At 71.7% G+C, this 26,744-nt stretch carries 23 protein-coding genes and 1 riboswitch; of the genes, 11 read left to right on the top strand and 12 right to left on the bottom strand.

Features of this window, described 5'->3' with window-relative positions; translation table 11 throughout:
• Nucleotides 1–31 precede the first annotated feature (31 nt).
• From ACZ5ON_RS14770 to ACZ5ON_RS14760, 3 genes are all read right to left on the bottom strand, one after another.
• A complete protein-coding gene (locus tag ACZ5ON_RS14770; protein ID WP_465591137.1) occupies nucleotides 32–979 on the bottom strand; it encodes an ROK family protein in 948 nt (315 codons plus the stop codon).
• A gap of 61 nt (nucleotides 980–1,040) precedes the next feature.
• A complete protein-coding gene (locus ACZ5ON_RS14765) occupies nucleotides 1,041–3,221 on the bottom strand; it encodes a beta-galactosidase (RefSeq protein ID WP_465591134.1) in 2,181 nt (726 codons plus the stop codon).
• On the bottom strand, nucleotides 3,218–4,282 hold the full coding sequence (locus tag ACZ5ON_RS14760) for a zinc-dependent alcohol dehydrogenase (protein ID WP_465591131.1): 1,065 nt from the start codon (nucleotides 4,280–4,282) through the stop codon (nucleotides 3,218–3,220). Before ACZ5ON_RS14760 ends, ACZ5ON_RS14765 begins: the two co-directional genes overlap by 4 nt.
• A gap of 117 nt (nucleotides 4,283–4,399) precedes the next feature.
• Here ACZ5ON_RS14760 and ACZ5ON_RS14755 point away from each other — a divergent pair, with 117 nt between their 5' ends.
• Entirely contained in the window at nucleotides 4,400–5,230 is an 831-nt protein-coding gene (locus ACZ5ON_RS14755; protein ID WP_465591126.1) for an SDR family oxidoreductase, read from the top strand.
• A 40-nt stretch (nucleotides 5,231–5,270) separates the two neighbouring features.
• Here ACZ5ON_RS14755 and ACZ5ON_RS14750 read toward each other — a convergent pair whose 3' ends face one another.
• The 4 genes from ACZ5ON_RS14750 to ACZ5ON_RS14735 form a co-directional block, all read right to left on the bottom strand.
• Nucleotides 5,271–6,545 (bottom strand): phosphotransferase family protein, encoded by a 1,275-nt coding sequence (locus tag ACZ5ON_RS14750; protein ID WP_465591122.1) that lies wholly within the window; start codon nucleotides 6,543–6,545, stop codon nucleotides 5,271–5,273.
• Nucleotides 6,546–6,654: 109 nt separating this feature from the next.
• Nucleotides 6,655–7,563, bottom strand: coding sequence for an inositol monophosphatase family protein (locus tag ACZ5ON_RS14745; RefSeq protein ID WP_465591119.1), 909 nt, complete (start codon nucleotides 7,561–7,563; stop codon nucleotides 6,655–6,657).
• Nucleotides 7,560–8,876, bottom strand: coding sequence for an aspartate aminotransferase family protein (locus tag ACZ5ON_RS14740; protein WP_465591116.1), 1,317 nt, complete (start codon nucleotides 8,874–8,876; stop codon nucleotides 7,560–7,562). The genes ACZ5ON_RS14745 and ACZ5ON_RS14740 overlap by 4 nt, the downstream gene beginning before the upstream one ends.
• Before the next feature lie 46 nt (nucleotides 8,877–8,922).
• Nucleotides 8,923–9,672: an HAD family hydrolase gene (locus ACZ5ON_RS14735; protein ID WP_465591111.1), complete on the bottom strand. Its 750-nt coding sequence runs from the start codon at nucleotides 9,670–9,672 to the stop codon at nucleotides 8,923–8,925.
• Nucleotides 9,673–10,038: 366 nt separating this feature from the next.
• Here ACZ5ON_RS14735 and ACZ5ON_RS14730 point away from each other — a divergent pair, with 366 nt between their 5' ends.
• The 3 genes from ACZ5ON_RS14730 to ACZ5ON_RS14720 are packed head-to-tail and all read left to right on the top strand — an operon-like array spanning nucleotide 10,039 to nucleotide 12,570.
• A complete protein-coding gene (locus tag ACZ5ON_RS14730) occupies nucleotides 10,039–10,947 on the top strand; it encodes a PfkB family carbohydrate kinase (RefSeq protein WP_465591108.1) in 909 nt (302 codons plus the stop codon).
• Nucleotides 10,944–11,645: an HAD family hydrolase gene (locus ACZ5ON_RS14725; RefSeq protein ID WP_465591104.1), complete on the top strand. Its 702-nt coding sequence runs from the start codon at nucleotides 10,944–10,946 to the stop codon at nucleotides 11,643–11,645. Before ACZ5ON_RS14730 ends, ACZ5ON_RS14725 begins: the two co-directional genes overlap by 4 nt.
• 4 nt (nucleotides 11,646–11,649) lie before the next feature.
• Nucleotides 11,650–12,570, top strand: coding sequence for a glycosyltransferase family 2 protein (locus ACZ5ON_RS14720; protein ID WP_465591101.1), 921 nt, complete (start codon nucleotides 11,650–11,652; stop codon nucleotides 12,568–12,570).
• Between the two features lie 193 nt (nucleotides 12,571–12,763).
• Here the strand turns inward: ACZ5ON_RS14720 and ACZ5ON_RS14715 are convergent, their stop codons facing one another.
• Nucleotides 12,764–13,132 carry an RICIN domain-containing protein gene (locus ACZ5ON_RS14715; protein ID WP_465591098.1) on the bottom strand — a complete coding sequence of 123 codons (369 nt, stop codon included), beginning with the start codon at nucleotides 13,130–13,132 and terminating at the stop codon, nucleotides 12,764–12,766.
• A gap of 685 nt (nucleotides 13,133–13,817) precedes the next feature.
• Here ACZ5ON_RS14715 and ACZ5ON_RS14710 point away from each other — a divergent pair.
• The 3 genes from ACZ5ON_RS14710 to ACZ5ON_RS14700 all read left to right on the top strand — a co-directional run bounded on the left by ACZ5ON_RS14710 (nucleotide 13,818) and on the right by ACZ5ON_RS14700 (nucleotide 17,649).
• On the top strand, nucleotides 13,818–14,567 hold the full coding sequence (locus tag ACZ5ON_RS14710; protein WP_465591095.1) for an ABC transporter ATP-binding protein: 750 nt from the start codon (nucleotides 13,818–13,820) through the stop codon (nucleotides 14,565–14,567).
• Nucleotides 14,561–17,020, top strand: a complete 2,460-nt coding sequence (locus ACZ5ON_RS14705) for an ABC transporter permease (RefSeq protein ID WP_465591092.1) — start codon at nucleotides 14,561–14,563, stop codon at nucleotides 17,018–17,020. The genes ACZ5ON_RS14710 and ACZ5ON_RS14705 overlap by 7 nt, the downstream gene beginning before the upstream one ends.
• A 251-nt stretch (nucleotides 17,021–17,271) precedes the next feature.
• A complete protein-coding gene (locus ACZ5ON_RS14700) occupies nucleotides 17,272–17,649 on the top strand; it encodes a transposase (protein WP_465591089.1) in 378 nt (125 codons plus the stop codon).
• A gap of 22 nt (nucleotides 17,650–17,671) precedes the next feature.
• Here ACZ5ON_RS14700 and ACZ5ON_RS14695 read toward each other — a convergent pair whose 3' ends face one another.
• Nucleotides 17,672–18,079, bottom strand: a complete 408-nt coding sequence (locus ACZ5ON_RS14695; protein ID WP_465591086.1) for a glycoside hydrolase family protein — start codon at nucleotides 18,077–18,079, stop codon at nucleotides 17,672–17,674.
• Nucleotides 18,080–18,615: 536 nt separating this feature from the next.
• Between ACZ5ON_RS14695 and ACZ5ON_RS14690 the strand changes: the two genes are divergently transcribed.
• Nucleotides 18,616–19,110 (top strand): RICIN domain-containing protein, encoded by a 495-nt coding sequence (locus ACZ5ON_RS14690; protein WP_465591083.1) that lies wholly within the window; start codon nucleotides 18,616–18,618, stop codon nucleotides 19,108–19,110.
• A gap of 304 nt (nucleotides 19,111–19,414) precedes the next feature.
• Nucleotides 19,415–19,612, top strand: coding sequence for a hypothetical protein (locus ACZ5ON_RS14685; protein WP_465591080.1), 198 nt, complete (start codon nucleotides 19,415–19,417; stop codon nucleotides 19,610–19,612).
• 94 nt (nucleotides 19,613–19,706) lie between these two features.
• On the opposite strand, the gene ACZ5ON_RS14680 is transcribed toward ACZ5ON_RS14685, so the two are convergent.
• The 3 genes from ACZ5ON_RS14680 to ACZ5ON_RS14670 all read right to left on the bottom strand — a co-directional run bounded on the left by ACZ5ON_RS14680 (nucleotide 19,707) and on the right by ACZ5ON_RS14670 (nucleotide 23,185).
• Nucleotides 19,707–20,381 carry an arylsulfatase gene (locus tag ACZ5ON_RS14680; RefSeq protein ID WP_465591077.1) on the bottom strand — a complete coding sequence of 225 codons (675 nt, stop codon included), beginning with the start codon at nucleotides 20,379–20,381 and terminating at the stop codon, nucleotides 19,707–19,709.
• A gap of 135 nt (nucleotides 20,382–20,516) precedes the next feature.
• Nucleotides 20,517–21,821 (bottom strand): NRAMP family divalent metal transporter, encoded by a 1,305-nt coding sequence (locus ACZ5ON_RS14675; RefSeq protein WP_465591074.1) that lies wholly within the window; start codon nucleotides 21,819–21,821, stop codon nucleotides 20,517–20,519.
• Nucleotides 21,818–23,185, bottom strand: a complete 1,368-nt coding sequence (locus ACZ5ON_RS14670; protein ID WP_465591071.1) for a magnesium transporter MgtE N-terminal domain-containing protein — start codon at nucleotides 23,183–23,185, stop codon at nucleotides 21,818–21,820. Before ACZ5ON_RS14670 ends, ACZ5ON_RS14675 begins: the two co-directional genes overlap by 4 nt.
• 310 nt (nucleotides 23,186–23,495) lie before the next feature.
• Nucleotides 23,496–23,673, bottom strand: a riboswitch (M-box (ykoK) riboswitch).
• A 323-nt stretch (nucleotides 23,674–23,996) separates the two neighbouring features.
• On the opposite strand from ACZ5ON_RS14670, the gene ACZ5ON_RS14665 reads away from it, so the two are divergent.
• Both ACZ5ON_RS14665 and ACZ5ON_RS14660 read left to right on the top strand, forming a co-directional pair.
• Nucleotides 23,997–25,532 carry a TIGR02677 family protein gene (locus tag ACZ5ON_RS14665; protein ID WP_465591068.1) on the top strand — a complete coding sequence of 512 codons (1,536 nt, stop codon included), beginning with the start codon at nucleotides 23,997–23,999 and terminating at the stop codon, nucleotides 25,530–25,532.
• The gene (locus tag ACZ5ON_RS14660; protein ID WP_465591065.1) at nucleotides 25,529–26,743 is read left to right on the top strand and encodes a TIGR02678 family protein; all 1,215 of its coding nucleotides are present in this window, start codon (nucleotides 25,529–25,531) and stop codon (nucleotides 26,741–26,743) included. The genes ACZ5ON_RS14665 and ACZ5ON_RS14660 overlap by 4 nt, the downstream gene beginning before the upstream one ends.
• The last annotated feature ends 1 nt before the right edge of the window (nucleotide 26,744 follow it).

The following is a 26,744-nucleotide window of genomic DNA, read 5'->3' as shown; positions in this document are numbered from 1 at the left end:
CCGGGGAGGGGAGGGGTTGACCGTGCTCCCGTCAGGACCCGTCGGGCGCCCGGCCGGTGGACTCGTCGAGTGCCAGCACGGCCGCGCCGATCGCTCCCGCGTCGTTCCCGAAACGGGCGGGCACCATGGGCACCGCGGGGCGGTCACCGGGGGAGTACAGCCAGCTGGTGAACGCGGCACGGGCCGGCCCGAGCAGGAGCTCGCCGGCCGAGATCGGGCCGCCACCCACGACCAGTACCGACGGGTCCAGCATGTTGGCCAGCGAGGCGAGTCCGCGACCGGTGAGCGTGCCCACCCGGGTGAGGATTTCGACGGCCTGCGGGTCGCCCTCCTCGGCCGCCCGGGTGACCGCCTCTCCCGCGCCGGCGCTCCCCCGGCCGATCAGCCGGGCCAGTGCCGAGCCGGGACGGGCCGCGGCGGCCTCGCGGCCGAGCCTGGCGATGGCGCGGCCCGACGCGGAGACTCCCCAGCACCCGTGCTTGCCGCACTCGCACCGGGGGCCCTGCGGATCGACGATGAGATGGCTGACCTCGGCCGCGTAGCCGTGCGATCCGCGCAGCAGCCGCCCTTCGACGATCATGCCGCAGCCCAGCCCGGTGCCGATCGTCACCAGCACCATGTGGTCGTGGCCGCGGCCGGCACCGAGTCGGTACTCGGCCCAGGCGGCCGCGTTCGCGTCGTTGTCGGTGCGGACCGGAAGCCCGACCGAGTCCGCGATCATCTCCCGCAGCGGGGCCCGGGCGAACTCCAGGCCGGGGGCGAAGACCAGTGCTCCGGTGCGGGCGTCGACCATGCCGGGCAGGCCGGCCCCCACCGCGACGACCCGGTCGCCGCGGACCTGCTTCACCAGGCCGCCGAGGGTGTCGACGAGATCCTCGGCGCTACCGCGCGGAGTGTCGCAGCGGGCCCGGGCCAGTACCGTGCCGTCCCGGGCGACCCGCAGCGCCGCGATCTTGGTGGCGCCGACGTCGATGCCCACGGCCTCCGTCGGGGCGGCTCCTGCCGGTGGCGGGGTTGATGTCGTCACTGCGCCTCCGTCGTCACTGCGCCTCCGGCAGAGTCACCCGCAGGTCCGCCGGCCCGCCGGCGGTACGGACGTCGAAGCCGCTCGGTCGGCACACCGCGGACAGGTCGCACGACTGGTCCGAGGCGAGCACGTCATCGCCCACCCGCACCCGGACCGGCACTCCCGAGCCGGTCCTCTCGTCCAATCCTTTCACATAGCAGGCCCGCAGCCGGCCGTGGGAGATCCGGACGACCGCGCAGCCGCCGGGCACCAGGTCGGCGGTGACGGGCCGTCCACGGAACTCGGTGCGGGCCCGCCGCACCTCGCCGGACCGGTTGAACAGGAACACGAAGCACTCCTCGGGATCCGCCGCCGGACTCCGGAACTCCAGCCACCCGTCGGTCCCCGGACGTACCCACATCTCACCCGCACGAGTGAGCCACTCCGCCACCGCCGCCCCGACGGGCCGATCGTGCGGCGGCACCACACGGACCTTCGGCGGCCGCCCACTGCTCGCCGCCAATCGCCCCACCGCGTCGGCCAGTTCGATACATGGCGTCAACATCTCGTCCAGACGCGGGAGTTCACCCAGCAGCAGGAGGGATCCTCCGTCGTCCGCGAATCGGGCCAACCGTCGTTGCAGCGCCCGCTCCATGAAGAAGCCCGAGGGCACCACGAGCGGCCCGTCCCCGGGGCCGGGCGCCCACTCCCCGGTCAACTCGGCCAGCCGGAAGGGCAGGTTGTGCGCCAGGCAGTGGGCGACGAACGGGACCAGGGTCTCCCCGGCCGGCGCGGGCAGCGGGCACCCGGCCCAGGTGGCGGGCCGGCCCTTCTCGGACGCCCAGGCGCCGACCGCCGCGTACGGCGGGTGGAGCCCCCAGGTGATGCCAGGCTCCGGCCGGGAGCGGACCAGTTCGGCCCCCTGCCCGGCGAGGAAGTGGGTCAGCACGCGCAGCGCGGCGAAGGCCGGGCCGGGAGTGCCGTCCACCCGGATCGGTGCCGCCTCCCCGTACGGCGGGTCGAGCTGCGCCGGATCGCCGGCTGTCTGGGCCAGGTAGCCGCGGTCCACCGCGAGGTGCTCGCCCCAGCCGGCGGTGGCGCAGGCCGGATAGACGTCGATGCCGGTCGCTCCGCAGGCGACGCCGAGCAGGGCGTGGTGGATCGGGACCACCGGGAAGGCACAGCCCGGGTCCACCCAGCCCAGTCCCCAGTTCTCCTCGATGTTCGGGCCGCGCCCCTGCTTGGCCGCCAGGACGTAGTTGACCAGGGCCTCGTCGTCCGACAGCACGTTCCCCGCCCAGCTGGTGTAGGCGCGGGGCAGCGCGGTGGGCCGCCCGGGCCGGTTTCTGGCCAGCCAGGCGTCGTACCGGCCGGCCGGGCGGGCGGGGGCGCGGTCGGCCCGGGCCGGGGGCGATGAGGTGGTGAACACCGGGACGGCCTGTCCGAGTTCGACCGCGAGCGTCCGCATCCCCTCGGCGAGCGCCTCGGCCGACCACTCGCCCCAGCACAGCAGGGACCGCAGCCGGTCGGCGGAGAGCGGGCCGTCGTCCGGTCCGGGTGCCCCGACCCCGGGCGCGAAGGCGCCGAAGCGGCGCAACCCCGCCGGTGAGTAGTCGAGGGCGTCGATCGCCAGGGCGGTCTCGCCGTAGTGCCCCTCGTTGCCGATCTGCACCGCGACCACGGGGCCCGCCGGGTGGAGGAACGGCTGCAGGACCCGCCCGACGGCGCGCAGCCAGGATTTGGCGTCGGCGAGGAAGGCCGGGTCCGAAGCCGAGGGCAGGGCGAGCCGCTGGGAGAGCAGCGGCTCGCCGTCGGCCGAGAGTGCGGCCTGGCGGCCGGCGGTGGCGGTGGGGCTGAGCCGGTCGGGCAGCCCGCCGAAGGGCAGTTCGGCGTGGACGAACGGGCCCGGTTTCGGCACCGCGAGCAGCCCGGTGGCGGCGACCAGCTCAAGGAAGCCGACCAGGTCGCGGTTGCCGTCCCCGGCGAACCGGAAGCGCAGGCCGACGCCGTCGGCGACCTCGTGGTGCCGCCAGGGCACGTAGCAGGTGACAACCTCGATCCCGGCCGCGCGGATAGCCCGCAGCTTGGCCGCCCACCGCTCGGGAGGATCCCGGTAGTACGGGTACTCGCCGGCGATCAGGAACCGCGGGCTGCCGTCGAGCCAGAGGGCCCCGCCCACCATGGCGGCCCGGGCCGCGCCCGGTTCGCCCGTCACGGCGCCATCCGCTCGTCCGAGGCCAGCAGCACCTTGAGCGCACCGTATCCGGTGGGCGGGTCGACCGGGGCGACCGGGTCGCCCGCCGGCTGCGGTCCGGCCGGTGCGGCGGCCAGCAGGTCCAGGGCCTCGGCGTACCGGTCCAGCGGGAGCACGTGGGTGACCAGGGAGTCGAGCGGCAGGTCGGCCGCCAGGTCGAGCGCGAGCTCGAAGTCGGCCGGCCGGTACGGTCCGGCGCCCACCAGCCGGATGCCCCGGGTCACCAGGGACCGCAGCGGTACTTCGGCGACGGCCGTCTCCCGTTCGCCCATCACCACCACGGTGCCCGCCGCCGCCAGTGTGCTCAGGACGCCGTTCGGCAGGGTGCCGGTGGTGTCGATGACGGTATCGGGGGCGGGAGCGCCCGGGCCGGTCTCCTCCGTGGCCAGTACCCGGACCTGGCGCGGCAGCAGGGATTCGGCCAGTCCCAGGCGGACCGGGTCGCGGTCGGCCAGTGCCACCCTGGCGCCGCGCCTGGCGAGGACCAGCGCGCACAGCGCGCCGATCGGGCCGGCGCCGATCACCAGGATCCGGTCGTCCGGGCGCGGCCCGGCCGCGGCCAGGTTGTTCAGTACGCAGGCCAACGGTTCCACCAGGGCGGCCCGCCGGTAGGACATCGAGGCCGGCAGGCGGTGCACGAAACGCTCGGGCAGGACGACGTACTCGGCCATCGTCCCGTCGCGGTCGACCCCGATCTCCCGGCCGTCCTTGGCCTCGCAGTGGGCCGGCAGCCCCCGCCGGCAGGTGCGGCACTGCCAGCAGTAGGAGGTCGGGTTGATCACCACCCGGTCGCCGGGCGCGAGCGAGGTGGCCGCGGCCCCGACCGCGGCCACCTCGCCGGCCGCCTCGTGCCCGAGGATCACACCGGGCTTGGCGGGGAAGCCGCCGAGCACGATCAGCCGGTCCGTCCCGCAGATTCCGGTGACCGCGACCCTGACCAGGACCTCGTCGGCCGCTGGCACCGGCACCGGGCGGTCCTGGAGGGCCACCCGGCCCGCCTTCTCGAACGTGAGCGCTTTCATCCGGCTCCTCCCTCTTCCCCCAGGGCGGGCCCGCGTGGTGTCATCGCATCCCGCGATCACATGGCCGGATCAAAGCCCTTGATGGGAGCTATTTATGACGATGCGTCAGGTTATTGCATGAGGATCCTGCTGCTCGGTGCATCGGGGTTCGTGGGCGGCGGTCTGTGGACCGCCCTGGCCGGCCGGCACGAGGTGGTCGGCACCTTCGCCACCCGCCGGGTTCCCGGGCTGGTGCCGCTCGACCTGCGGGACGAGCAGGCGCTGGCCCGGCTGGCGGGCGGGGGCGGGTTCGATCTCGTCGTCCACGCGGCCGGACTGGTGCCGCTGGAGGCGGCGGAGAGCGATCCCGTGCTGGCCCATGCGCTGAACGTGCGTCCGGTCGAGGTGCTGCTGGACTCGCTGCGGGGCTCGGCGGCCAAACTGCTCCTCCTCTCCAGTGACAACGTCTTCGACGGCACCCGGCCGCGCTACACCGAGGACGACCCCAGGTCCCCGGTGAACGTCTACGGCCGGACCAAGGCGGCCGCCGAGGACCTGCTGCTCGCGGACGGCACCCACCTGGTGGTGCGCATTCCGCTGGTCTTCGGCCGCAGTCCCTGGGCGGACACCTTCCTGGCGCGGATGGCCGGGCCGAGGACCGCCGCCCAGACGGACCTGGTCTGCGCGCCGCTGTACCTGCCGAGCCTCGCCCCGGCGCTGACCCGGCTGTGGGACCGCACCGGGGTGGTGCACTACGGCGGCAGCGAGGTGGTGACCAGGTTCGAGCTGATGTCGCGGGTCCAGCGGGCGCTCGGCCTGCCCACGCGGGTGGTGCCGGTGCGCGACCGGGAGATCCATCCCGACTGCCGGCGTCCGCCCCGGCTGGTGCTCAGGAGTGCCCGGCACTCCCTGGAGGGGCCGGACCTGGACACCGCACTCGCCCACCTGGCGGCGGACCCGCCCGGCTGACGGGCACGCCGGACGGGTGCCGTGATCGGCGCGGCGCCCGTCATCCGCCCGGCAGGTGGTCGGCCACCAGCGCGAGGTGGCGATCCGCGTCCAGCTCGCCGGGCCGGCCGAGCTGAGCGTCCAGATCGTTGATCAGCAGAGTGCCGAGGAGGTAGTGGCCGAGAGCGAGTTCGGCCGGCGTGGAGTTCACACCCCGCAGGTCGGGCTTGGGTTTCGGGTCCGAGAGCCGGCACGGGGCCTCCGCCAGCACGTGGAGATCGTGGAGCAGCAGCAGCCGCTCCAGCCAGTGCGGATCGTCCTCGAACAGCTCGGCCAGCCCGTCGGTGGCCCGCAGGAACGGCAGGAACCGGTGGATCGCCGCGCGGTACCCCGGGAACACCGGCTGCCGGAAGCCCACCTCGTACTCCCCGCGTCCCGAGCGGCGCACCGAGAAGCCGAGTCTCAGTCCCGGGTCCCACACGCTGAGGCCGAACAGGGTCTTCGCCAGGTCGTAGACCGGGTCCCAGGGGTCGGTGGCGCCGCGCGGGTCGATGATCCGGAACTCGGCCTCCGTGCCGGGGAGTTCGCGGAGCAGCAGATTGCGCGGGTTGGCGTCCCCGTGCGCGGGGAGCATCAGTCGGACCGGCGCCACCCGGGCGAGCCGACCCGAGTGACGGGCCGTCAGCCGATCCAGCACCAGCCGCGGGGTGTCGCACGGTACGCCGTTGACGACGAACCGGTCGGCGTCGAGCAACTCGGCGGGCAGCGCCACGCGCAGCACGGGCAGCCGGCGCAGGAAGCGCCCCACCGTGATCGCGGCCAGGTGGCCGGCCGGGGCCGGGACGGCCTGAACGGCGTAACCGTCGAGGACCAGGACCCGGACGACGGCCGCGTACCGGCGGAAGAAGGTCTCCACTCCGTCGGACGGACCGCGCAGCGGGGCCGCGAGATCCTCGGAGGGGTAGTAGGGCGTGGTGTAGGCCGACCAGGTGTCGCCGTCGAGGGCGTGCACGATCGGGAGGTAGTGCGCGGCCAGCCGTGGCGCGCCGGCCCGGATCAGCTCGATCTGGCGCAGCTTGTGCCGGAACGAGGTCAGGTCGTGGCCGTCCACGGCGCCTTCCCCAGCCACCAGGACCTTGACCACCAGGGCCTCCCCGGACGCCGTGCCGGCCCGGTACACCCGGGCGGGGGAGCCGCCCTCGAGGATCTCGTCGCCGACGCTGAGACCGAGTGCGCCGGCGACGGCCGCCAGGGCGGTCTCGTCGTTCCACCCGCCGGCCGGGGGACCTGGCGGTATGTCGATGTGCTGGACGTCGGTGTACCGGACCTCGGTCAACGGCGTTGCCTCCTCGTCCCGGAGCGGGAGGGCGGGAACCTCCGCCCCGGTCGTGCTGTGGCGTCCCTGCGGACGCTTCGGCGGCAGGCCCCCGGAGCGTCGGCCCCGGCTACCAGCGGATGGACTCGATCAGCGCGGCGTGCAGCTTCGGGGTGCAGGCGGCGATGCACGAGCGCTGGTTGGCCGGGCCGATGTCCAACAGCAGGGTGTCGCGCAGCGAGCCGCCGTAGGCGTCGGTGATGGTGACCCCGGCCCGCTCCGCGAGGAAGACCGAAGCCGCGATGTCGTACGGGAACAGGTGCAGGATGCTGCCGTGGCCGACCCGGCGGAACTCGGACTCGGTCTCGGGGCGGTCGCGGAGCAGTCGGTTGCCGATGTCGACGTAGGCGTCCATCTGGCCGGTGATGATCCGGGAGATGGAGAAGGACGCGCTGTTGAACACGTACACGCCGCCCCGGTTGGCCGAGGCGTCGACCAGGTGGCCGTAGGCGCCGAGCATCAGGTGCGCCGGGTGGCCGTTGAACTCCAGCGACCAGAACATCCGCTCAAGGTCCGCAGTGGCCGAAAGCCGGGGCACCGGGGTGCGGAAGCCACCGGTCTCGATCCCGCTGCCGTGGACGTCGGCGTACAGCCAGTTGCCCGTCTTCAGCTCCTGGAGCATGGCGTACTCGATGTCGCCGATGGTGGGCGACTCGGTGAAGCGGGCCGCGGCGATGGAGACGCAGGCCATCTCCAGGTCGGCGGCGGCGCCCCTGGTGCCGTCGATGGGGTCGATGACCAGCACGTGCCGGGGCCGTGCGCCGATGGTGCGCAGGCCCTCGCTCTCGGTGTAGACCGCGACGGGTGCGCCCTGCTCGCGCAGGTAGTCCCAGGCGGCCCGTTCGGCGAGGACGTCGACGGGGAACTCGGCGTCGCCACCCATCGCGGTTCCCGCGACGTAGCGGCTGCCGACGCTCTCCCGGCCGCTGTTGACGGCCGCCCGGATCCGCCGGGACAGGCCCTGCACCAGCGCCCTCATGCGACCGAGAGGAACAGTCGCTCCAGCAGGTCACACATCTCGTCCGCCTCCCGCATAGTCATGATCAGTGCCGGTCGAACCTTCAGTACGTTGCCGTGCCCGTACAGCGACGTCCGCAGCAACAGTCCCTGCTCCAGGCCGAGTTCGGCCAGGTGGTTGGTCAGCCGGGCGTCCGGGCGTCCGGTGGGGTCCACGATGTCGATGCCGATCATCAGGCCCACACCGCGCACCTCCTGCACGAACGGCACCTTGGCGGCCAGTTCGCGCAGCCGGGCCGTCACGTGCGCGCCCACCGCCCGGACGTTCTCCAGGAACCCGGGACGGCCGATCACCTCGATGGTCTTCACGGCCGCGGCGGCGGCCAGCACGTTGCCGCCGAAGGTGGAGTTGATGTGGTGCCCCGCCACGCCGGTCAGCCGGTCCTCGGTCAGGATGCCGGCGATCGGCATGCCCGAGCCGCCGAGCCCCTTCCCGAACGTCATCATGTGCGGGGCGACCCCGAAGTGGTCGGCGGCGAACATCTGCCCGGTGCGGCCGAACCCGGTCTGGATCTCGTCGAAGACCAGGATGATCCCGCGCTCCTCGCACAGGTCCTTGAGCGCTTGGAGGTAGCCGTCCGGCGGCACCACGTTGCCGCCGTTGCCGCTGATCGGCTCCAGCACCACGCAGGCCACCCGGCCGGTGCTGGCGTAGTCGATGAAGTCGTTGATCCGCTCGACGCAGAGCAGGCCGCAGGTGGCCCGCTCCTGCTTGTAGAAGCAGCGCAGGCAGTGCGGGTCGGGGACGTGCACGACGCCGGGCAGCATCGACGGGAAGGGGGTCCGGCGGAAGGCCGCGCCCGAGGCGCCGATCATCGCCAGCGTCTGGCCGAGGTGGCCGCGGAAGAGCGTGACCACGTCGGACTTCCCGGTGTGCGCCTGGGCGATCTTGACAGCCCCCTCATTGGCGTCGGAGCCGCTGGCCGACTTCAGGTGCACCCGGGTGAGGTTAGGCGGAGAGACCTCGGCCAGCTTCGCCACCAGGTCGTTCAGCGGCCCGGTCTGGAACTTGGAAGTGACGTGGATCAGGTTGGCGGCCTGCTCGCGAACCGTCTCGACGATCTCGGGGTGGGCGTAGCCGAGGCTCAGGTTGAACGTCCCGGCGGAGCAGTCGAGATAGCGCCGTCCGTCGTCGGAGTAGAGGTAGACGCCCTCACCGGCGACCACCCGGAGCTTGTCCGGCAGGTAGTAGTAGTGGTCCAGGACGTTCCCCACGTCCTGCGCGGACACGGGGGTCGGGCGGGCGGCTGGTGGTTCGGGGTCGGCATGCGTCATGAGCTCTGCCTCCGGCAGGTCGGCGGTTTCGCGGGGACGGGCACAATCACCGGGTGAGCGGCAGCGGACCGGTGCGGTCCGGCCCGGCGGGGCCCTGGGGGAGCGGTCCGAGGAGCGCGGGCAGGTCGAGCTGCTCGAAGGAGGCGCAGCACAGATCGGCCTCGCCCAGATCGAGCCCGGCGGTCATCGGGTTGGGCACCGCGACGCACCGGATCCCGGCCCGCTTCGCGGCACACAGGCCGCTCGGCGTGTCCTCGAAGGCCACCGCCTGCTCGGCGGGCACCCCCAGCACGTCGAGGGCCTCGACGTACAGGTCCGGCTCCGGCTTCGCACGGGAGAGGTCGCCGTCGGCGCACCGCACCGTGCTCCACCCCTCCCAGAAGCCGCACTGCCGCGCGTACCGGGCGATCCAGTTCCGGGTCGAGTTGCTGACGATGGCCCGGGAGATGCCCAGCGCGTCGATCGTCCGCAGGACGGAGTGCACCCCGGGCCGGCCGCGCAGTCTTCCCAGCAGTTCGCGCTCCCGGCGGCGGACCCGGTTTTGCAGGGCCCGCCGGTCCACCGGCCTTCCGGTGAACTGTTCCAGCTGCGCCCACAGATCGAACCCGATCGTTCCGACGACCGAGGACCACATCTCCACGGAAAGCCGCCCGCCGAATTCCAGGAAGATCTCGGCGTGGGCGCGGAAGATGTCCGGCTCCGGGTCCCACAGCGTCCCGTCGAAGTCGAAGAGGACCGCTCGGACCGTGGACGAACTGGATGATTCCGTTTCGGGCAGCACTAGGGAAGACTTCACGCGGCTCTCCGTCCAACTGGATACGGACTGTTGGGACGTGCAGCGGTGCGGTCTGTGTGGCGCGGGTGTCCGGTCGTGCGGGATCCCCGGGACCCGGCGACCGGCGAGTGACAGGCTAGACAGGTGCGCCACGGGAAGGGAAGAGTGCGTAGTCGTCCGGTCGGCCCGGAAACCCGTACCCGTCCCGGAACAAGGGATCGGCCCGGCAGGTGGCGATCCGGCCGAATCGCCGAGGTGTTCTTCCCGACGGTGCGACGGGGTGTCACACTCGGGCGACGACGTGTCCGATCACGTCCGGTGCCCGAGCAGACGTGTGCTTTTCCCGCGCCCGGTTCTCCCGGGTCCAGTACGGGAGTCGACGAACTGATGGACGAGGACGCTCTTCTGTGCGATACGCCGTTGCACCGGCCCGCCGGGCCCGACCGGCTCCGGGTGGCGGTGGTGGGACATGTCGAATGGACCACCATCGCCCTGGTCGAGAAGGTGCCGGTCCCCGGTGACGTGATCCACGCGGATCCGCTCTGGCAGGGCCCGGCGGGCGGTGGCGCGGTGGCCGCCGTGGGGCTGGCGGAACTCGCCGGCGGCTGCACCTTCTTCACCGCCCTGGGCGACGACGACGCCGGGCACAGCTCGTGCACCGAGCTGGAACGGCGGGGCGTACGGGTGCTGGCCGCGCCCCGCCCGGGGCGGACCCGCGAGGCGGTGAGCATGGTCGACGGCTCCGGGGAACGCACCACCGTCACCCTCGGCGAACGGCTGGAGCCGGCCGGGGGTGACGCGTTGGACTGGCGGGAACTGGCGGCTTTCGACGCGGTGTTCTTCACCGCCGGAGACACCGCCGTGCTGCGGGCGGCCCGGCAGGCGGCGGTCCTGGTGGTGACCTCGCGGGAGCTCGCGACCGTGTCGCGGTCGGGGGTGGCGGTCGACGCTATGGTCGGCAGCGCGCACGACCCGGCCGAGCGCTACGACCACACGCTGCTGGCGGAACCACCCGAACTGCTGGTCAGCACCGAGGGCGTCCGGGGCGGGCGGTTCGTCCGCCGTGGTGAACCCGCGCGGCGCTACCCGGCGATCGAGGCCCCCGGGCCGGTGGTGGACACCTACGGCGTCGGCGACACCTTCGCCGCCGCGTTGACGTTCGCGCTCGGCTCCGGCTCGCGGACCTGGGAGGCGCTGGAGTTCGCGGCCCGCCGCGGCGCGGCCTGCGTCGCGCGACGCGGGCCGTTCGAGGCCACGGCCCCGGCCGGCGCCGGGCAGCGGGGGGCGGGCGCGTGACGGCGACCCTACTGCTGTGGGACATCGACGGCACCCTGATCTCCAACGTCCCCGGGTGCGCCGAGATCTACCCGCGCGCCTTCGAACGGCTCACCGGCCGCCCCGCGGTCCACGAGGTGGACATCTCGGGCCGGACCGAACGGGACATCATGGACGAGCTGTTCCGCCGGCACGGACTCGGACCGGCCTCGCGGCACCGGGTGGCCGAGGTACTGGTCCAGGAGCTCCGCCACAAGGCCACCGAGCTCGAGGCCGTCGGACGGGTCCTGCCCGGCGCCCGCGAAACCCTCACCGCGCTGCGCACGCGCGAGGGCGTCGTCCAGTCCGTGCTGACCGGGAACCTGCGCGCGAACGCCGCCCTGAAGCTCGGCGTCTTCGGACTCGACGCGCTGGTGGACCAGGAGGCCGGCGCCTACGGGGACGACGCGGTCGAACGGGCCGCCCTGGTCGCCGTCGCCCAGCGCCGTGCCGCGGCCGTCCACGGCCGCGTCTTCGACGCCGGCAACACCGTCCTGATCGGCGACACCGTACGGGACGTGGCAGCGGGCCGGGACGGCGGGGCCCGCGTGGTCGCCGTCGCCTCGGGGACGACCGGCGCGGCCGAACTGCGGGCGGCGGGAGCGGAGTCCGTCCTGCCCGATCTGCGGGACACCCCGGCGGTGATCCGCGCGGTACGGCCCGGCGGCGGCGCAGTATGACTCCATGTCGGAAGCGCAGCAGTTGAACGAAGCCGAGAAAGCCGAGAGGCCGCCCGGAGCCGGGACGGTCTCGGTCGTGATCCCCGCGCGCAACGCAGCGGCGACCATCGCCTCGCAACTCGCGGCGCTTCGGCGGCAGACCTACCCGGGACCGTGGGAGGTCGTCGTGGTCGACAACGGTTCGCACGACGGCACCGGCGAGGTACTCCGGTCCTGGCAGTGCAGGATGCCGCAGCTGAAGGTGGTCAGCGCTCCGGAGAGCGGCGGCGCGAACCACGCGCGCAACATCGGTTGCCGGCACGCGAGGGGCGAACTGGTGCTCTGCTGCGACGCGGACGACCTCGTCGCCCCCGACTGGATGACCGCCATGGTGGAGACCCTGCGGACCAGTCCGGCCGTCGGCGGCTCGATGGAGCGCCGCATGCTCAACGGCTCCGTGGCACTCGCCGCGCGCCCGCCGCGCGGGGCCGACCGGCTGCTCGACACCTTCGGCTTCCTGCCCTATCCACTGGGCGCCAACTGCGGGTTCCACAAGGAGCTGTGGAGACGACTCGGCGGATTCGACGAAAGCTACCGCTACGGCTCCGACGACGTGGAGTTCTTCTGGCGGGCGCAACTGGCCGGATACCGCCTGGACTTCGTGCCGGACGCCGTCGTGCACTACCGGCTCCGCGCCGAACCGCGCGCCATTGTCCACCAGCAGTACCGCTACGGCAGATCGCACGCCAAGCTCTACCGGGACTTCGGCCCGCACGGGATGCCCCGCTCCCGGCCCGCCGAGGCCGCCAGGGCGTGGTGGGGCCTGCTGCTCCACGCACGGGACCTGGTCGCCTCACCGGAGAGCCGCGGCGCCTGGCTCGCCGTCCTGGCGCTCCGCGCCGGCCGGATCGCCGGGACGTTCCGACACTGGCGGCGCTACCTCTGAGAACGGCAGGATCGACCGCTCTCGCCGCCGTGCAGGACCTCGCTGAGGCGCATCGGATCAGGCGCCGCCCTCAACCGTCAGGACCTCCGAGCTGGAGATCGTCCGGGAGTAGCCGAAGACGGTGGCCGGACGGGCAGCAGGCCCGGGCGAGCACGGCTCGGTCCCCCGGGCCCGCGGCCGACGGCGCCGGCGGTCAGGCTGCGGAGTACCAGATCTGGGCGGCGGTGCCGTTGCAGGTCCACAGGTTCAGGGGGACGCCCGGCACGGCGGTGGACTTGGGGTCGTCCAGGCACTTCCCGGACGCGGGGTTCAGCAGATAGCCGGTCGGAGACAGCAGCCATGTCACGTTTCCGGCGGGGAGACCGGCACTGGGCTGGTAGGAGAAGGAGGTGGTGGCCAGGCCGGTGCCCCCGTTCCAGATCTCGAAGCCCGCCTGCACGGAACAGAGTTCACCCCTGGCGGGAACGTAGCCTCGGACCAGGGCGTCGGCGGTGATCGTGCGCAGGTTCAGGTCGTAGACGGAGTTGCTCGGTGTGGTCATCAGGTAGCTGATGACCTGCATCACAAGGAGGAGTTCCGGAGTTCGGCCACGCAAACGGGTGGAGGGCCGCGCCTGGCGGCCGACTCGGTGCCGATCGTCCTTCCGTACCAGGGGCGGGCCGACCGCGATCCCGTCAACGTCCGACTGGGGCTGGCCGATGCACTGCTCGTCGCCGGAGTTCCCGTGGCCCTCTCAGGCCAACCCGACAAAGCGGGATGTCTCACCCAAGGCTGACGGAGAGGGGAAGGCATCCTGGCGGAGATCGGGCCCACCGCTCAGGCGGGCACCGACTCCCGACCCGCGCCGAGGGGACGCTCCCAGGGCTTCGGCGTAGTCGGATGACGTCCGATTCGTAATGATCTGTCGGACATATTCTCTTCATGAGATCCGACAGCAGTAGTTCAACACTTCGGGAGGCACCCGAACCGGGCCGCGTTCAATGTTCATGAGAGCGAACAGCACCCGGCCGCCGGTGGCGAGCTGTGGGTGTCTGCGCCGAACGGCCGTCGCCTACTCGGGTCAGGGGTTCCTCAGGGGCGAGATCAGGGGCAGCCCGGAGGCGTGGATCCCGCAAACGGCCCTAGCGTCGGTGCGGCGGGTGACCGATGCCGTCGACCGATGTCCCTATGGAAAAGGCGAGCGAGTGTTCCGGAACAAGGTCCTACCGGCACGGGCTTCGAGCCCGGCCTTCGTTAGTGCGGAGAGGGTGGGCGACATTGTCCGCCTGACCGCCGTACACAAGACGTACGGCCGCGGCGACAATCGGGTGCAGGCGCTCGACGGGGTGGACGTCGACTTTGAGGCGGGCACCTTCACCGCCATCATGGGCCCCTCGGGTTCGGGCAAGTCGACGCTGCTGCAGTGTGCGGCGGGCCTCGACCGGGTCGACGCGGGCCAGGTCCTGCTCGACGGCGCGCCGCTGCACAAGCTCTCCGAGCGCGCCCTGACCGAGCTGCGCCGCGAGCACATGGGCTTCATCTTCCAGTCCTTCAACCTCATCCCGGCGCTGACGGCCCGACAGAACGTCGAGCTGCCGCTGCGGTTGGCCGAGCGTCCGATCGACTCGGTGGCGATCGACCGGGGGCTGACCGAGGTCGGCCTTGCCGAGCGTGGCGAGCACCGGCCCGCCGAGCTCTCGGGCGGTCAGCAGCAGCGGGTCGCCATCGCGCGTGCGCTGGTGACCAGGCCCAAGGTGATCTTCGCTGACGAGCCGACCGGCGCGCTGGACTCGCGTACCGCGCGGGAGGTCTTGGCGCTGCTGCGCGGTGTCGTCGAGGAGCGCGGGCAGACGGTGATCATGGTCACACACGACCCGGTGGCCGCTTCGTACTCGCAGCGGGTGGTCTTCCTCGCCGATGGCAGGGTGACCGGCGAGCTGTTCGAGCCGACGGCCGAGACCGTGGCCCTGCGGATGGCCGCGTTGGAGCCCGGCGGGAGCGAGGCGAGCCCGTGCTGAAGATCGCCGTAGCCACCCTGCGTCACCGTTTGATGGGCTTCGTGGGCGCCTTCCTCGCCCTCGCGCTCGGCACGACGATGATCGGCATGATGGCGCTGACCCTGGCGGCCACCTTCGGCACGCCACACCCGGGGCCGCAGCGGTTCAAGGAAGCCCAGGTCGTGATCGCGCCGCAGGGCTTCGAGGGGCGTCCGATGAAGGCCCCGGCGGTGCTGCCGACCGAGGTCGTGACGAAGGTGAGCGCGGTGGGCAAGGCCACACCCGACCGCAGCTTCCCGGTGCGGCTGAACCCCGGTTCCGCAGGGACGACCGGTCACCCGTGGTCCACGGCCGCCTTCGCGGGCTACCAGTTGGTGGCCGGGCGTGCGCCGCAGGCCCCGGACGAGATCGTCGTCGGCGGCGGCGACCGGTCGCTGATCGGGCGTCAGGCCCAGGCCGCCACCTCCGACGGCGCCGGCCACTACCGGGTGGTGGGGGTCACCGGCGCGCTCTGGTTCGAGAGCGCGGTCTTCTTCAGCGATGCCGAGGCCGAGCGCCTGTCGCCCGGCGTCAACGCCCTGGTCACCGACCAGAACGCCAAGCAGTTGTCCGCCCTCGTGGGCGGCCAGGCTGTGGTCCTCAGCGGCGGCGACCTGACCCGGCTCGACGCCGACTCCACCGGCGGCGCCCAGGCACTGGCCAACGCCCAGGCGATGGCGGGCAGTACGACCGGACTGGCGGTGTTCGTCGCCGTGTTCGTCGTCATCGCGACCTTCGCCTTCGCCACCGAGCAGCGCCGCCGTGAACTGGCGCTGATGCGGCTGGTGGGTGCCGCGCCCCGGCAGGTGCGGCGCATGGTGCTCGGCGAGGCGCTGCTGATCGGCCTGGCGGCGGCGGTCGCCGGCTGCCTCCTCGCCCCGCTGTGCACCGTGCCGCTGCGCTCCTGGATGCTCGACCACAACGTGGCCCCGTCCTGGTTCACCATCCCCTTCAACCCGCTGCCGCTGCTGGTCTCCTTCGTCATCGGTGTGGTCGCGGCGCTGGCCGGCTCGGCCGCCACCCTGGTCCGGGTCTCGCTGGTGCGTCCGATCGAGGTGCTGCGCGAGAGCGTGGTGGAGCGCCGGGGGATGACGCCGATCCGGTGGCTGCTGGGGATCGGGATGCTGATCGGCGCGGTCGTCTTCGGGATCGTCATCGGCCGGACAGAGCCGTATCTGGCGGCCAGCGCCCGCAAGTACGAGGTGGTCCCGGTCCTGTACGTCGGCGCGGTCACCCTGCTGGCGCCGATCCTGCTGCGGCCGGTCACCCGGCTGCTGATCGGCCCGCTGCGCGGCTCGGCCAAGGCCGGCCCGCTGCTGGTGCGGGAGAACATTTTCACCTCCCGGCGGCGTACGGCCGCCACGGTGGCGCCGATCGTGGTGGCCGTCGGGCTGGTCGCCACCCTGCTGACGATGCAGAAGTCCGGTGACGCCGCGGTCCTGGCCCGCCAGCAGCAGGAGATCCACGCGGCGGGCGTGGTGGTGGTGCCCGGCGGCACGGGAATCGACGCGCGGACGCTGGAGAAGCTGGCTGCCGTCCCCGGGGTCCGGGTCACCGCGGTCACCTCGATGAACATCCGGATCGGCACCGCGAAGGGCGACCAGATCGACTCGCTGAGCACCAACGCGGTGCCCGCGGCGGCGCTGGGCATGACCATCACACCGCCCGTGGTCTCCGGCTCGCTCACCTCGCTGCCCGACAACTTCCTGGTCATCGACGAACACGCCGCCCAGTCCGACAGTCTCTCGGCCGGGGACCAGGTGGTCACCCTACTGCCCACCGGCACACGGGTGACCGCCGTCATCGCGGCGGTCGTCGCACGCGGCCTGAACGGTGACGACACCTACCTGTCCGCGTCGCTGACCGGCGCGCTGATGCCGAGCCAGGTCTACGTCGACTCCCAGACGGGCACGGGCCTGCCGCTCGACGAGCAGCAGACGACTGCGGTGAACCAGGCGCTGGCCGGCTCCGGCGCGCACGTCACGAGCTACGACGCCTACCTGGAGGCCCAGCGCGCGCACGCCGCAGAGCAGACGGACAACGCCGCGGTGGTCATCCTGGGGATCGCGCTGGCCTACGCGCTGATCGCGGTCGCCAACACCCTGATCATGGCGATGGCCGGGCGGCGGCGCGAGTTCGCCCTGCTCGGGCTGGCCGGCATGGTGCGCAGCCAGATCGTGAAGGTGGCAGCGGCCGAGTCGGCCGTGGCGGTAGTCGTCGGCACCGTCCTCGCCGCCGTGGCGACCGGCCTCGCCGCGGCGACCCAGCACGTCTCGCTGAACAAGCTCGTGACCGGCGCGCCGACGGTGATCCCGTGGACCCAGATCGGGGGGACCATCGCACTCTGCGCCCTCGTCACCGTGGTCACCGCGTCGGGAGCGACCTGGCGGGCAACCCGCCGACGGGCGATCGAAGCCGCAGGCATCCGCGAGTAGGGCACCGGCCGGGACCACGCGCTGGTTCGTGCCCAGATCTCGTCAGCCACTGTCGCCAGCGGCTGCTCGGCGTCCCTGTCGAGCGCCCTGGCGCTGAAAGGACGCGATGGGCACCACGCCGCGCGGCTGACTCTACGAAGAGCCTGCGTGAGCAGCTCAAGTCCCTTCCCTGGAGGGACATCCCGCTTCTGGGCCGCACGAAGGAGAACGGCCACGGGCGTCGCGAGATCCGCCGGATCAAGGTCGCCACAGTGGACAACCTGCTGTTCCCCGGCGCCGGCCAGGCCATCCAGATCAAGCGCCGCCGCACCGACCGAAAGACCGGCAAGACCACCATCAAAACCGTCTACGCGGTCACGAGCCTCACCGCCAATCAGGCCAGTGCGGCCCAGCTTGCGGAGTTGGTCCGCCGCCACTGGAACGTCGAGGCGCTGCACCATGTCCGGGACACCACGTTCGCGGAGGATGCCTCCCAGCTACGGACCGGCAACGCGCCCCGCGCGATGGCGGCCTGGCGCAACCTGGCCATCGGCGCGCTGAAGCTTGACGGTGTCACCAACATCGCCGCCGCCCTTCGCCGCAACGCCCGCGACGCACGACGCCCGCTCGCCCTCCTCGGCCTCGGATGATCACAAAACGGATATAAGTCGACTACGCCGAAGCCCTGGGGACCCTCCCCGCGTCCGCGGGGCCACCCAAATCTGGGAGGTGCTCAGAAACCGCTGGTGTCGAGATCGAGATCGAACGGTTCCGGCAGGCGCACCCCGGTGCGTAGTTGCCGTCCACCGTGGGCGATGTGGCGATCGCGACCTTGTTCTCGGTCATGGGTGACGGGTAGTTCTCCTTGCGGACGAAGAGTACGTATTGCTTCGTGCGGGCGTTGTAGATGACCCTGGGTCGCCAGGCTCCGGCGGTCTGCAGTTCGGGGGCCGAGGTCTGGCTCAGCGCACTGTCGCGGAACTCCCAGGTATGCAGGTCGGTGGAGCGGTAGACCGGGATCGACGCGAAGGGGCCGTTGGGGTAGGTGTTTTCGCCGAACCAGTAGTAATATCCGCCCACTTTGATCATGCTGCCGCCACGCCCGTGTACCGCATCTCCGGCGGTGTTGATGAATTGGGTTCCGTTGGTGAACGTCGCCGGGGTGGCTTGGGCTTTGCCGGAGGCCTGTAGCGGTAGGAGGAGGCCGATTCAAATTGCGACGACTGATCGCAGAACGGCATGCAGTGCTCTACGCATAGGTGCACATCCTTTTGCGAGTTCCTGCGGCGAGTATCTTTGGAGGCTCTGGCGGTACATCAACGCCGTGGCCAACCAGGCATGCCCCCCGATGGCCAGCGGAAACGTTCGTGCGCGGCAGGACCGCGTGCGCCCCTGCCTGCCTGCGGCCCCGTCCACCGACACCGACCCACGTCTTCCGTAATCACCCTATGGGAATCTAGAAGTATTCAAGGATTTCTGGCGTCCTATCAATTATGGATTTGACAATTGATGGGTTGCCAGCGAACCTTGTTGACGGATTGCCGCTGCCAGCCGGATCTGCCTGGCACTCCCCTGAATGTTCGTGAAGAGCAGAGCAAGGAGAACGATCAGTGAACATGGGAAAGAAAGCCGCTGTCACTGTGGCGACGGCCGCCCTCTCGGGTGCGGCGGTCCTCGGCGGCGGCGGTACGGCCGTGGCTCAACCTCCCGTGCAGTTCACCAAGTCCGTCCAGGTCGAGAGCGACAACACCAACCTCGACGAGTTCTACGCGACGCAGGTCCTGACCCGCGACCCGTCGCTCAGCTTCCAGAACTGGACTTTCACGCTGGTCGGCGAGACTCCGGAAGGGACCGGCATCTACACGCTCCAGGGCGGGCAGTACGGCCTGTGCCTCGCGGACGCCGGCAGCCGCAGCCCCGTGCTCCAGGACACGTGCGACCCCACCTCCCTGGCGCAGCGGTGGATCGTCAACCTGGCCCAGGAGCACACCACCATCGCCAGCGCGAAGAACATGAACGAGGTCCTGCAGGCGAACGGGCAGGACACGGCAGTGACCCTCAACGAATGGGACGGCCAGCCGCACCAGATGTGGACCCTCTACACCAAGTAGCGCGGAAGCCATCCGCGCACTGAGGACCCGGTCAGGGGCCTGCCAGAAGGCGGGCCCCTGTATCGCGCCCTGGGCGATGAAGTTCAACGCCCTACTCACCAACGCGATCTTCCACAAAGCGGGGGCGGCAGCGGGGAGGGCACGGCCGGTGCCGGGGACGATCCCGACATGCACCCTCAGTGAGAGACCCTCAGGCGAGATAGGTGAATCGGCCGAGGTCGCGCAGAGAGGTACCGTGCGGGTTGGTGACCACGTTGGGTGCGAAGACACAGATCGCAGCGTCGGCCAGCTCGGTTGACTCCACTTGTGGCAGCCACTGATCAAGCTCTTCCACATCGAGTACGACGACGACAGCGCGTGGCCGGTCAGTCCGTCCGGGAACCCGTTCCGCTTCGTGGAGTCGGTGCCGGGCTGGCACTACCGTGGAACGGGCGCCGACTCAATCCTGTTGTTCTTCGAGCCCGTCGAGCTGCTCGCACTGTTGACCTTCGACTGGAGCTGAGGCACTGCCCAGGGCCGTGGGGACCCGCTCGCCGTTCTGGTGAAGGGCGTGGCGGCTCGATGTGGTCGCCGAAGCGCGCACGCAGGCCGGTCGACTACGCGGTTCTGCTGGCAGGGCGTGACACGGCGGCAGCGGCGGCGCGGAGCCCCGGAGCGGGGCTGGACAGGACCGGTATGGCGGTCGTGGTCCGGTTCGCGGCCGCTGCCATGGACGCCTGGGCGAGGACGATGACGTCCGCGCCGTCCACGGCCTCGACGGCGGCAGCGATCGTGGTCAGATAGCCGGCCTGGTCACCTCCTTCGAACCGGTCCCAAGCGCCGTCGACCACGATGGCGGTCACCGTTACCGACCGGTCGGATCGAGCGGCCTCCTCATCGATGAGGGCGACTGTCGGGCCCACGGTGTCGGCCACTGCGGCGATCACGACGATGTGGGTGGTGGTCCGGTCCCCGCCGGGTGCGATGGCGACGGCGGCTGCCGCCATCGGACGGTCGACGCGCAACACGGGCACTCCCAACGCCGCGGCGCGGGTTTCCGCGACGCCGCCGATCGTCGAGCAGGTGCACAACACCGCAGCGGCCCCGTCGGCGACCGTGGAGGCGAGTGCTTGGTCGATGTCCCCCGCAACGGCGTCGGGCCCGTCGGTCCGGGCCCTGGTCAGCAAGGACTCGGACACGATGTGCCGCAAGGGCAAGCCGGGGTGGTCGCGGTCACGAAGCGCGTCGAAGGCCGGGACGTGGACGGACGATGTGTGGAGCAGAGCCAGCATGTGCGCGATGCTAGCGGCCGCGATCGGCGTCCCGTCGCCGGGAGTCGCTCTCCGTCAGCCTTGGGTGAGATCGGACGAGTCAGCTGGAACAGGTGGGGCTCGGTCACCGGGCGGTCCGTGTCGGCGGGACGTTGTTCAGCCGACTCCGAACCAGCCGAGGACGGTCTGGACGAGCAGGATGGTGGACATGGCGGCCACGCCGGTGACCGCGGTGGTGGCCGCGATGCGGTATCTGGGGCTGTTGGCCGCCTCGCCCAGGACGGAGCGGCGGTTGGTGAGGACCAGGAGGTAGACGAGCACGACCGGGCTGATCAGGCCCTGCAGGACCTGGGTGCCGATCAGCAGCTGGATCACATCCACGGGAGTGAGAGCGACGATCGCGCCGAGGGCGATCTGGGCGGTGAACAGCCCGAGGAACAGGGGAGCGTCGCGGAAGCGGCGGGAGACGGAGCGTTCGACGCCGGCGGCCTCGCCGACGGCGTAGCTGGCGGAGAGCGGCACGACGGCGCCGGCCAACGCGGAGGCGCCGATCAGTCCGAACGCGAACAGCAGCTCGGCGCTCGGCCCGGCGACCGGCTTCAGTGCTTCAGCGGCCTGGGCGGCGGACTCCAGGGGGCCGGTGCCGCCGATCGCGGCAGCGGTGGCGATGATGATGGTCAGGCTGATCAGGCAGGCGAACACCGCGCCGAGGACGGCGTCGGCCCGGATCAGCTTGTAGTCGGCGGGCTTGGCTCCGCGGTCGACGACACCGGCGGCGGCGTAGAACTGCATGTAGGGGCTGACGGTGGTGCCGATCAGGGCGACGGCCAGCAGGATGAAGTCCTTGCTGGGCTCGATGTGCGGCACGGCGAGGTGCTCGCCGACCTGCCCCCAGTCCGGATGACCGAGGATCATGGCGACCGGGTAGGCGAAGAAGGCCAGCGACATGACCAGGAAGATGCGCTCGGCCCACTTGTACGAGCCGAACAGCACCAGTGACCACAACAGGACGGCGGAGGGCGGGATGACCGCCCACTTGGGAACGCCGAGGAGCTCGAACGCCGCGCCGATCCCGGCGAACTCGCTGACGACCAGGCCGGTGTTGGCCAGCAGCAGGCAGAAGACGGCGAGCGCGGTCAGGCGGAGGCTGAACTGCTCGCGGATCAGCGCGCCCAGGCCCTTGCCGGTGTGGGCGCCGAGCCGGACCGCCATCTCCTGCACCATCACCAGGGCGATGGTGACCAGCACCATGAAGAACAGCGTCCCGTAGGTGAACTGGGAGCCGGCCGAGGCGTAGGTGGCGATGCCGGCGGCGTCGTTCCCGGCGTTCGCGGCAACCAGGCCGGGGCCGGCGACCATCGCGACGGCGGCCAGACGGCGCAGCCCTCTGCGGCGGGAAGGTGCTGCGACGGCGGGCGGCGCGGCGGCTGCCGTGGTGACGGTGTCGAGGTCGCGGGTCACTTGAGAAGCCTCCGGAAGTGCAGGCGCCCGCGCTCGGGCAGCAGGGCGTCGAGGATGTCGTCGGCCAGGATCCGGCCAAGTGGGTGCGCGTCCTGGTCGACGACGAGCAGGGAGGTGGCGCGGGCGGCGACAAGGTGGTCGGCGGCCTCGGCCAGGCGGGTGTCGGGCCGCACGGTGACCGGCGGGCCGAACTGGGCGAGCCAGGCCACCAGGTCCGCGACCACCGCGGTGTCCTCGGCCACCGCCAGGTCGAACAGCGGGATGTCGCCCATCAGACGGTCGTCGTCGTCCAGCACGGCGACTGCGTCGACCTCGGTGCGGTGCTCGGCCTGCGCAGCCAGTTCCGCGCGCACATCGGCGATCGTCTGCGAGGGACGGGCGGTGACCAGCAGGGTGGTCATCGCGCCGCCGGCGGTGCCCTCGCGGTGGGTGAGCAGGGTGCGCAGCTCGGCCGCCTCGGGGGCGGGCATGCGTGACAACAGGGTCTCGCGCTCGCCGGGGAGCAGGTCGCGTAGGGCGTCCGCGGCCTCGTCCGGCTCCATCTCGTCCACCAGCCGGGCGGCGTGCTCGGGCGGCGCTTCGCGGAGCAGGTTCTCCAGCTCGGCCGGTTCCATCTCCTCCAGCGCGTCCGCGGCATGTTCCGGCTCCAGCCAGTCCAGCAGCTGCTGCCGTTCGTGGCGGCCGAGGTCCTCAAGGATGTCGGCGAGGTCGGCCGGACGCATACGGTGCAGCGCGGAACGCGACGCGCGCAACCGCACCTCGGCGGGCCCGTGCATGGCCTGCTCGCCGAACGGGGCGACGGACTGCCAGTCCAGGACTCGCTCCGGGGTGGGGCGGATCTGCCAGCGGCGGGGGCCGATGCGGCGCAGCAGGGTGGAGAGGGAGACGTCCACCCCGACCAGGACGGTGCGGTCGGCCAGCGGCGCCAGGTACAGGTCGGCGGCGCGGGTGACCTGGATGCCGTCGATGTCGACGAGCTGATGGTCCATCACGTCGCGGGCGAGCAGCACCTCGCCGGGGCGGCGGGTGAAGTCACGCAGGTCCACGCGGGCGGTGCGCAGTCGCGCCTGCCCGGAGAGGACCCTGTCGACCGCGTCGGCGGCTATGAAGGCGCGGCGCCGCCCGATGCGGATGATCAGGCCGGTGACCGGCGGATAGGGCTCGGGTCCGTAGAGGCGGGCGACCACGTCGACGATGCGCCCCACCTCCTGGCCGGCCTGGTTGGCGACCGGACCGCCGATCAGCCCGGCCAGGGACACCAGCGACGTGCGGACGGCTCGTGAGGCGGTGGCGCGGCGCTCGGCATCGACCGTGCGACCGCGCAGACGGGCCGTAGCGGACATGAACAGGGTGGCGGCAGCCACGATGAATACCCCCTTGCCTCGGCGTGACGAGGCATCAGGAGGCCCAAGGGCGCACCGCCGCCCCCTGACCGCCGTAACGGCGCCGCACGCACGGCGGCACATCCCGCCCGGACGTGAACCGGGCAGAGAGGCCGTCGTGAACGGGACGGATCAGGGGAGGGGGGACCGCTTTGGGCCGCGGAAGAATGGCGAGGACGACAAGGGATGGGGCCTACTATGGCCCGGACTACTGTCCATCTCGCCTCCTTCCGATCCTGGCCGCGATCCGACGTCACGGCGGCGCGTCAAGGAGAAGCCGGGACAAGTACCCGGCGCACCCCGACCCTTCAGAGTTCCGGCACTCCACGGCGTGTCCCCGCGAGATGCGGAGAAGCCACTCGGGGGCAGCCCTTGAGCCGGGCACAGATCTGCCCTGATCCGGAGTGTCTCTCGACCGATGGGATCAATGGTCTGTGTCCGTGAGGACGCCTCACCGAACGAGGTGCCTGTTAAAACCTCCATAAGGATAGGCGCCCACCAGCCCCGCAGCCCAATCCTTGACCGGACCTTGACCCCTGGGCTGGGTGCGCTTGGAGGCCCAGCGGACCATCCTGCGTCTGATGATGCGCGGGTTCGCGCGCAACCGTCGCACGGACAAGAGTAGTTCAGCGATCTCGCAGAGCTCCGGGACGCGATCAACCTCGAACCTGCAGTTCACGCATTTGTGCCCAGTCCACCACCCCAAATTGAGATCCCGGTCGGCGCTGTCGGTGCGTCCGCGTACTGTGGTGCCAGCCGGGAACGGGGTGACCTGTGGGGAGGAGGGGCGCCGTTGCGCAGGGTGCCGCCGGAGATGTTCCGGTTCACGACGGGGGACAGGGCCGAGCTCTACGGCGCGATCCTTCAGGCGTTCGGTGCGGCCAACGAACGGCTGGAGACGGCACTCGGGCTGGACGAGGTCCGCACCCGCCTGCGGTCGGTGGGCTGGCTCGACGCCATCCACGACGACGACCTGCAGGACGCCCTGCGCCAGCTGCGCGCCTGGGAGCTGCTCGACGTCGTCCAGAACCACGCGGAGAACTACCGCACGGCCGAGGAGTACGAGCGCCGGAACCTCCAGTACTCGCTGACCCGGCGCGGCGAGGCCGCACTCGCCGGGGTGGAGCACGCCCTGTCCGTGCTCGCCGCGACGGGCGCGCTCCAGACCGCCGTGCTGGAAGCCGTTACCGATCGGCTCGACGAGCTGTACGTGCTGCTCGGCGACCCGGCGTCGTCGGACCGTCGGATCTTCACCACCCTGCAGGAACTGGAGGGCCACCTGGAGGCGCTGCTGGCGAACACCAAGGCGTTCAACGGTGAGCTGCAACGCCTGCTGCGCGCCGAGGGCGCGGACCTGGCGACCTTCCGCGAGGTCAAGGCCGCGACAGTGGCCTACCTCCAGGAGTTCCTCCTCAACCTCGACCAGCGCGGGCAGGCGGTGGCCGCGGCCGTGCAGCGGGTCGAGCAGCGCGGTGTGAGCCTGCTGCACGAACGGGCGCTTCACGGTGCCGAGTTGCCGCCGCTCGCCGACGGCGATCCCGCGCCGGCCTGGCTTGAGCGGCGCCGGGCGCGCTGGGAGGGTCTGCAGGCCTGGTTCCTACCGACAGACGGCTCGCGACCCCGCGTGGAGCAGCTGCACGACGTGGCGCGGCGCGCCATCGTGACGCTCCTTCAGGTCCTCGACCGGATCACCGAGTCGCGCCGGCGGTCCTCCAGCGTCGCGCAGGACTTCCGCGAACTGGCCCGCTGGTTCGCCGCCGCGCCGACCGAGGAGGACCTCCACCGCCTGTGGTCGGCCGCGTTCGGCCTCGGACCGGCTCGCCACGCCCACCTCGCTCATCCTGACCCCGAGTTGGTGCCCTCCTCGTACGGCTGGGCCGAGGCCCCTCCGGTCAGGGTGTCCGCCCTGCTGCGCACCAGCGGACGCACCGAGCGGTTCACCCGCACGGGCAAGGTGCGCGACATCGGCGGGATCAAGGCGATCCGCGCGGAGCGGGCCCGGAAGGAGCGGGCCGAACTCGAAGCGGCCTGGGACGTCCTGGGCACGGACGGCCCCGTCCGGCTCTCGGGCTTCGGCATGCTCGACCACGCCGTCTTCGAGCGGCTGCTCGATCTCCTCGGCAGGGCGCTGGCAGTACGGCCGGACGGCAGCGGCGCGCGCCGGGCGGTCACCTCGGACGGCCGCGTCGAGATCGTCCTCCGACCAGTCCCCGATGGTGGGCGAGCCGTCCTGCGGACGCCTCACGGACGGCTTGAGGGCCCTGACTACCTGGTGGAGATCCGCAGCCCCGGCGGCAGCCGGGCGTGGGTGCGAGAGGAGACTGGATGAGTACCCTCGCCAACCAACTGGTCCTGGCCGAGCGGGAGGACGTCGCCCGAGGCATCAGACTGCTCCTCGGTCGACCGCTGATCACCGAGCGCGGCGACCCGTCCGGCTTCGAGCTGATCCGCCGCAGGCAGGACCCGCTGACGAAGTGGTTCGACTACCACTGCGGCTGGCAGCTGGTGCTGGAGCCGCGTCTGGGGTACGCGCGACTGCTCAAGATCCGGACCGTCCTCGACGCCTCCCGCCCCGCCCGCCGACTGCGCTCGGGCAAGGCGCCGTTCGACCGCCGCCGCTACACCCTGCTGTGTGTCGTCGCGGCCGAGCTGCTGCCGATCCCGGTGACGACCGTCGGTCTGCTCGCCGACCGCGTCGTCCAGGCCTGCGCGACCGACGAGGCGCTGCCGCCCTTCGATACGGCGAGCAAGTCCGAACGCATGGCCTTCGTGGACGTCATCAAGCTACTGGAGTCCCACGGCGCGCTGCTCACCGTGGACGGCGTCACGGACAGCTTCGTCGACTCGGCGGACGCCAAGGTGCTCTACCGGGTGGACGCCACCGTGCTGATGCGCCTGCTCGCCGCGCCCGTCGGGCCGTCCCGGCTGGCCGTACCGGCCGAAGAGGTACCTCTGCGCTTCGAGGAACTCCTGCGGGAGACGGTGCGGGAGCAGCGGTACGGCGGTGCCGACGCATCCGAGGCGCAGCGAAACCTCCGACTGCGGCACTCGGTACTGCGCCGGCTGTTCGACGACCCGGTGCTCCACCACGACGAACTCTCCGCCGACGAACTGGCCTATCTCACCTCCCCGACCGGCCGTCAGATTGTCCGACGCGCGGCCGAGCAGGGCGGCTTCGTGCTGGAGGAGCGCGCCGACGGGCTGCTGCTCGTCGACCCGGACGGGATCGCCACGGACAGCCGGTTCCCCGACGACTCCGCCACCGCCCGCGTCGCCGCCCTGCTGCTGCTGGAGCCGTTGACGGCTGCTCCGGGCGGACTGACGCCGGAACAGCTCGCCGCCGAGGCGCATGACCTGCTGCGCCGCTTCCCGCAGTGGGCGAAGAGCTACCAGTCGGAGGACGGAGCCCAGCGTCTGACTGCCGACGCCGTCCGCGTCCTGACCGACTTCGGTCTGGCCCGCCGAGTCGGCGACCGTACGCTCCCCCGGCCTGCGGCCTTCCGTTACCGCGCCACCGCTGCCGACAGCCCCGCATCGTGAC

It is taken from the genome of Kitasatospora sp. NPDC032150 (assembly GCF_055579945.1).
Note: the sequence above shows the minus strand (reverse complement) of the source record. Positions and strands in the feature narration are given on the sequence as shown.